The 6,639-nt window shown below is 57.8% G+C and carries 6 protein-coding genes; 5 read left to right on the top strand and 1 reads right to left on the bottom strand.

Going from position 1 to position 6,639, the window contains the following annotated elements:
* Positions 1 to 399 precede the first annotated feature (399 nt).
* From miaB to lnt, 5 genes are all read left to right on the top strand, one after another.
* Positions 400 to 1,746, top strand: coding sequence for a tRNA (N6-isopentenyl adenosine(37)-C2)-methylthiotransferase MiaB (gene miaB, locus ACESMB_RS14075; RefSeq protein WP_372971883.1), 1,347 nt, complete (start codon positions 400 to 402; stop codon positions 1,744 to 1,746).
* Positions 1,747 to 2,236: 490 nt separating this feature from the next.
* On the top strand, positions 2,237 to 3,220 hold the full coding sequence (locus tag ACESMB_RS14070; RefSeq protein ID WP_372971882.1) for a PhoH family protein: 984 nt from the start codon (positions 2,237 to 2,239) through the stop codon (positions 3,218 to 3,220).
* The gene (gene ybeY / locus ACESMB_RS14065) at positions 3,217 to 3,663 is read left to right on the top strand and encodes an rRNA maturation RNase YbeY (protein ID WP_372971881.1); all 447 of its coding nucleotides are present in this window, start codon (positions 3,217 to 3,219) and stop codon (positions 3,661 to 3,663) included. The genes ACESMB_RS14070 and ybeY overlap by 4 nt, the downstream gene beginning before the upstream one ends.
* A 23-nt stretch (positions 3,664 to 3,686) precedes the next feature.
* Positions 3,687 to 4,538, top strand: a complete 852-nt coding sequence (locus ACESMB_RS14060; protein WP_372927730.1) for an HlyC/CorC family transporter — start codon at positions 3,687 to 3,689, stop codon at positions 4,536 to 4,538.
* Positions 4,528 to 6,078 (top strand): apolipoprotein N-acyltransferase, encoded by a 1,551-nt coding sequence (lnt, locus tag ACESMB_RS14055; protein ID WP_372971880.1) that lies wholly within the window; start codon positions 4,528 to 4,530, stop codon positions 6,076 to 6,078. The genes ACESMB_RS14060 and lnt overlap by 11 nt, the downstream gene beginning before the upstream one ends.
* 174 nt (positions 6,079 to 6,252) lie before the next feature.
* Here lnt and ACESMB_RS14050 read toward each other — a convergent pair.
* On the bottom strand, positions 6,253 to 6,639 hold a 387-nt coding region (locus tag ACESMB_RS14050; RefSeq protein ID WP_372971879.1), incomplete at its 5' end, for a zinc ribbon-containing protein.

The following is a 6,639-nucleotide window of genomic DNA, read 5'->3' as shown; positions in this document are numbered from 1 at the left end:
TGGTCGGTGAGGACGCTGAGGTCTGGCTGGCGGGTGTTAAGGGTTTGTTTGATTCGGGCCAGGCGTTTGGGGGTCATGTTGTTTGAGAGTTTTAGTGAATGAGGTTTAACACATCAGTTGGGGAAGCGGTTAGGGGGAGGCTTTCCAAAAACGTGGAGCGTCAGGGATGGCGCGACCGAGCCCTACAGGGACGTATTCACGGGCGTTTTTTGGAAAGCCTCCCCCTAACCGCTTCTACTCCCAGAGCTAAGTCGGCCAATAATACCACAGCCGATTTAGAGGATTGCCGAGACAGAGGTGGTTGCGGATTGATCACCCCGTTATAATGGCCGACCAATATTTTTAGCGCCAATTCTGACCTTCCGGCGCAAGCCACACACCAAAAAAACGTTGAGAAACATGGCCAAGAAGCTGTACATCAAGACCCATGGTTGCCAGATGAACGAGTACGACTCATCCAGAATGGCGGACCTGCTTCAGACCGGCGAAACCGTGGAGATGACGGATTCGCCGGACGACGCCGATATTCTGTTGCTGAACACCTGCTCGATCCGGGAAAAAGCCCAGGAAAAGGTATTCCATCAGTTGGGTCGCTGGAAAGGCCTGAAGAGCAAGAAACCCGACCTTATTATCGGCGTCGGCGGCTGCGTGGCCAGCCAGGAAGGCCAGGCCATTATCGACCGTGCGCCCTACGTGGACATGGTCTTCGGCCCGCAGACCCTGCACCGCCTGCCGGATATGATCACCGAAGTGCGCGCCAAGGGTAACGGCGTGGGCGTGGTGGACGTCAGCTTCCCGGAAATCGAGAAATTCGACAACCTCCCCGACCCCGGCGCCGACGGCCCTTCCGCGTTTGTCTCCATCATGGAAGGCTGCAGCAAGTACTGCACCTTCTGCGTGGTGCCCTACACCCGCGGTGAGGAAGTCAGTCGCCCGGTGGACGACGTGATCGCGGAAGTAGCCCACCTGGCCGGCCAGGGCGTCCGCGAGGTCAACCTGCTGGGCCAGAACGTTAACGCCTACCGTGGTGAAACCCACGACGGCGATGTGATGGACATGGCGGAACTGGTTACCCTGATTGCCACCATCGACGGTATCGACCGCATCCGTTACACCACCTCTCACCCGGTGGAGTTCTCCGATTCACTGATCGAAGCCTACGAGCAGGTACCGGAACTGGTCAGCCACCTGCACCTGCCGGTCCAGAGCGGTTCCGATCGCATCCTGGCAGCCATGAAGCGTGGCCACACGGCCCTGGAGTACAAATCCAAGCTCCGCCGCCTGCGCAAGATCCGCCCGGATATCAGTTTCTCCTCGGACTTTATTATTGGCTTCCCCGGGGAAACCGAAAAGGACTTCGAAGACACCATGAAGCTGATCAACGATATCGGTTTCGATGTGTCCTTCAGCTTCATCTACAGCGCCCGCCCCGGCACACCGGCAGCGGACCTGCCGGATGACACGCCGATGGCGGTAAAGAAGAAACGCCTGTCTATCCTGCAGGAGCGGATCAATCAGCAGGCCATGGACATCAGCCGCAAGATGGTGGGTACAACCCAGCGTATTCTGGTCACGGGCCTGTCCAAGAAGGACCCCGGTGAGTACGCTGGCCGTACCGAGAACAACCGTATTGTGAACTTCCGGCATGAGAATCCGGAGGTGGTTGGGCACTTTATCGATGTAGAGATTCGGGAGGCTATGCCTAATTCTCTGCGTGGGGTGCCTGTTAGCTCGGAGATGTATTGAGCTTGGGCTCCTATGGGTCCCGGGCTTGGTGAATGGCGAGTGATGGGTACCTCCTCCCAAAAAACGCTACAAGCACTTCCCTGTGCGCTTGAGCTCCGCCATCCATGGCTCCGCACATTTTTGGGAGGAGGCCCCCACCACTCTCCGCGAACCCGTGTCGTGTCTGCGAAAAAACGTAGGTTGGATTAAGCGCAGCGCAATCCAACAATGGCCGCGGGCTGCAAATGGCCCGAAATCTGTCGGATTACGACTTCGTCTAATCCGACCTTGTATTTGTTCATGCGGGCCTGCACATAAACATAAAGGGCGCTGGGCGGGACGGCTGTCCAAAAACGTGGAGCGCCAGGGATGGCGCGACCGAGCCCTACATGGACGTATTCACGGGCGTTTTTTGGACAGCCGCCCCGCCCAGCGTCCGTCGCACGATGCAAGAAAAGCAACCTCCCCGAAGACACCACCAAAGGGGAGCCAAAACACAACCGGAGACTGTTTGAAAACCAACGACTCAAGACAATTCGACCTGCACCCGGTAGACCAGCACCGGCTGACCACTCTGTGTGGCCAGTTCGACGAGCACCTGAAGCACATCGAGCGGCGCCTGAACGTCAAGATCGGTCGCCGTGGCCACCATTTCCGGGTGGAAGGCGAAACCGAGCATGTGGCGGCCGCCACGGAGGTTATCCGGCATCTGTACCGGGAGACCGAGGCCAACGATGATATCTCACCGGACATGGTTCATCTGTTTATCCGCGAGACCGGCTTCGAGCGGTTGCCGGACGACGTGCCCTACAACGGCGCGGTCACGGTTATCAAAACGCCGAAACTGCAGGCCAAGCCCCGGGGCGAGAACCAGCAGAAGTACGTGCATAACATCCGCACCCACGATGTGAACTTTGGTATCGGTCCGGCCGGTACCGGTAAGACCTGGCTGGCGGTGGCCTGTGCTGTCGAGGCGCTGAAAGACGAGCAAGTGAAGCGCATTCTGCTGGTCCGGCCCGCGGTGGAAGCCGGTGAAAAGCTTGGCTTTTTGCCCGGCGACCTGGCGCAGAAGGTGGACCCCTATCTTCGCCCGCTTTATGACGCTCTCTACGAAATGCTGGGCTTCGATCACGTCACCCGGCTGATCGAGAAAAGCGTGATCGAGATCGCGCCGCTGGCGTTCATGCGGGGTCGTACCCTGAATAATTCGTTTATCATTCTGGATGAGAGCCAGAACACCACCCGCGAGCAGATGAAGATGTTCCTGACGCGGATCGGGTTCGGCTCTACCGCCGTGATTACCGGCGACACCACCCAGGTGGACCTGCCCCGGGGCCAGAACTCGGGCCTGATCCATGCCGCGGGGGTGCTGAGTAAGGTGTCGGGGATCGGTTTCACACGCTTTGAAGCCAGGGATGTGGTTCGTCATCCACTGGTCCAGCGGATTGTTGAGGCCTATGATTCTTTTGATGACGGGAGCGTCACGGGCCAGTGAGTAAACTGACAGTCGATTTGCAGCGGGCGTTCGAGGCGCCAGGCGTGCCGGCGGGTGCCGATTTTGATCGCTGGGCCGGGGCGGCCTGGCTGGGAAAGGATCCATCGGAGGTAACGATCCGTATCGTTGCTGAAGCTGAATCTGCCGGACTTAACAGTCAGTATCGTGGGAAATCAGGGCCAACCAACGTACTATCCTTTCCATTTGAAGCGCCAGCCGGTATAACGGTTCCGTTGGCTGGTGATCTGATTATCTGCGCACCGGTGGTAGAAAAAGAAGCCACGGAACAGCAGAAAACGCTGATGGAACACTGGGCCCATATGGTGGTGCACGGCATGTTGCACCTTCAGGGCTACGACCATATTGACGATAATGAGGCTGAGGTCATGGAAGCCCTCGAAATCCGGTTGCTAGGGCAGCTCGGGTTCAGTAATCCTTACTAGACAGAGGAAACGGAAAAAGACTCATGAACGACGATCAGTCGAGTCGCAGTCAGGGCAGCAACAAGTCCTGGCTGGAGCGTATATCACAGGCCTTATCCAGCGGGCCTGAGTCCGTCGAGGACGTGCTGGAAATCCTGCGGGACGCCGAGTCCCAGAACATCATCGATACCGATGCCATGAGCATCATCGAAGGTGCCATGCAAGTGATCGATATGCGGGTGGATGAAATCATGATTCCCCGCTCCCAGATGGTTACCGTCAAGGCATCCCAGGACCCCAAGGAATTTCTGGGCGAAATCATTTCTTCCGCCCACAGCCGCTTTCCGGTGATCGGTGACAGCCAGGACGACGTGATTGGCGTGCTGCTTGCCAAAGACCTGCTCCCCCTGGCCCTGAACAACGATCTCATCTGGAACCGCATTCGCGAGATTCTGCGGCCGCCCACCTTCGTGCCGGAAAGCAAGCGCCTGAATCAGTTGCTGAAAGAATTCAAGGAAACCCGCAATCATATGGCCATTGTGGTGGATGAGTACGGCGGCACCGCCGGCCTGATCACCATCGAGGATGTGCTGGAACAGATTGTGGGCGAGATCGAGGACGAACACGATTTCGACGAAGAGACCCACATCAAGGCTCGTGGCGATGGCACCTACGCCGTCAAGGCAGTTACGCCGGTGGACGACTTCAACGAGTTCTTCGAAACCGAGCTGGACGAGGAAGAGTTCGACACCATCGGTGGCGTTGTGCTCAAGGAGTTCGGCCACCTGCCCAGGCGGGGCGAGTCGGTGGAGTTCGGAGGGTTGCAGTTCACCATTGCCAACGCCGACAACCGTGTCATCCGTCTGCTGCAGGTAACGCGTGGTGATGACGAGTAATACACCCACCCGGACTTCCATGCTGACATCACCGCTTTCTGAACACCCCTGGCTGCGCGCCGCGACGCTCCTGATCGCCGGCGCCATGCAGACCCTGACCTTCTCACCGTTCAACTGGTGGTGGTTGGGTCCTGTGTCCGTTGCGCTGATTCTGCTGTGTTGTTTGCCACTGGCTCCGAAAAAACTGTTCCGGGCCGGCTGGCTTGTGGGGCTCGGTTTATTCGGCACCGGTGCAAGCTGGGTCTACGTCAGCATCAGCGAGCACGGTAACACATCGATCCCACTGGCCATTATTCTCACGGTTATTTTCGTGGCGGGACTCGCCCTTGTTCATGGGCTGACCTTCTGGGCCTGGGGCAAACTGGCCAAAGAAAGCCCGGTAAGACGAATGCTGCTGTTCCCGGCGGTGTGGATTTTGGCTGACTGGATCCGGGGCTGGTTGCTGACGGGCTTCCCCTGGCTTTATCTGGGCACCGCACATGTGGATGGACCCCTGGGCGGGTTTGCGCCGCTGGTGGGGGTTCATGGTGTGACCTTCTGGGTTACCGTTACCGGTGTTGCGGTCATCGCCTGCTGGTGGCTGGCAAGAAATGCACGCTATGCCAGTACCTCGCTGGTGGCTGTTTTGGCCCTGCTACCCTGGGTTAGCGGTCCGGCAGTCGCCACTGCACAGTGGACAACGCTCGATGAAGAACCCACCACGTATGCATCCATGCAGGGCAATATTCCCCAGCAGATCAAATGGGACCCGGACTTCCTGCGGGACCAGATCGTGGCCTATCTGGAACTGACGGAAGATCACTGGGATACCGACCTGATCCTCTGGCCGGAAACCGCGATCCCTATCCCCCAGGATGAAGCGGGAAAGGTCATTGATCACATCGCTGAAGAGTTGGGCGAAAACAGCACCCTGATTACCGGCATTCCCTGGTACGGATTCAGTGATCGCATTGAAGATTACACTTTCCATAACAGCATCATGGCCATCGGCAATGGCGACGGCATCTACCACAAGCAGAAGCTGGTGCCTTTCGGTGAATATGTGCCTCTTCAACAATGGCTCCGCGGCCTGATCGGCTTCTTTGACCTGCCCATGTCCAGCTTCAGCCGGGGGCCTTCCAACCAGTCACCCCTTGATGCCAACGGCACCGACATCATGCCGTTTATCTGCTACGAAGTGGCCTATCCTGACTTCGTCGCCAGCAACGCTCGTAACGCCGGGCTATTACTGACCATCAGCAACGATGGCTGGTTCGGCGATTCCATCGGTCCGTTGCAACACCTGCAGATTGCCCGCATGAGAGCCCTGGAAACCGGGCGTTACATGCTCCGGGGCACCAACAACGGCGTCACCGCCATCATCGATCACAAGGGCCAGATCACCGAAACCATTCCGCAGTTTGAACGCGGGGTTCTGACTGGCGAGGTCTATGCCGCTGAAGGTAATACACCCTACATGCTGTCCGGCTCCTGGCCGGTGCTGACGCTGGCTGCGATTCTGATCGTGTTTGTTCGGGTGCGGGTGATTCCCAAGAACTGATTTCGATTAATGTCCGGGCAGCCTGAATGGTGAGTGCTTGGCCACGGGGTGGGGAACCCTTTTCTTTGGAAAAAGAACTCGCTGCGCTCGGACACCTTTTTCTGGCAGAAAAGGGTCCCCCACCCCATGGCCTTTCTGGCTCTGTTGCTAACTCCCGTCGGATTACGACTTCGTCTACTCCGATTTACGGGGCCAGCGACTGGTGACGCGCTCATAATAGTGTGAGCCGCAGGCTTCACAGGGTTCCAGGTGATTTGTGGCTGTCAGGCAGCGCATGTGGCCGCAGTTTAGGCATTTGAACATGCCTGCGGTTGCCACTTCACCGGTGATGTATTGGCTGGGCTCGTGGCTTTCCAGCTTCTGGGTCAGCTCGAGTGTGTCGAGTTTGGTCTTGTCCGCCACTGAGAACAGTATATCCGCCAGCTGGTGTTCCAGCAGAGAGATATCCAGTTGCAACCATTCCTTCAGGCCTTCACCGGTTTCCTCTACAAAGTGCAGCAGGTGTTCCAGATCCCGTTTCAGGTAGGCACCCAGCAGGTCTGCCTCCTCGCGGGTCATTTC

Origin of the sequence: Marinobacter sp., from assembly GCF_041686475.1 — a bacterium.
GTDB lineage: Bacteria > Pseudomonadota > Gammaproteobacteria > Pseudomonadales > Oleiphilaceae > Marinobacter.
This window is presented reverse-complemented; position numbering and strand designations above follow the sequence as displayed.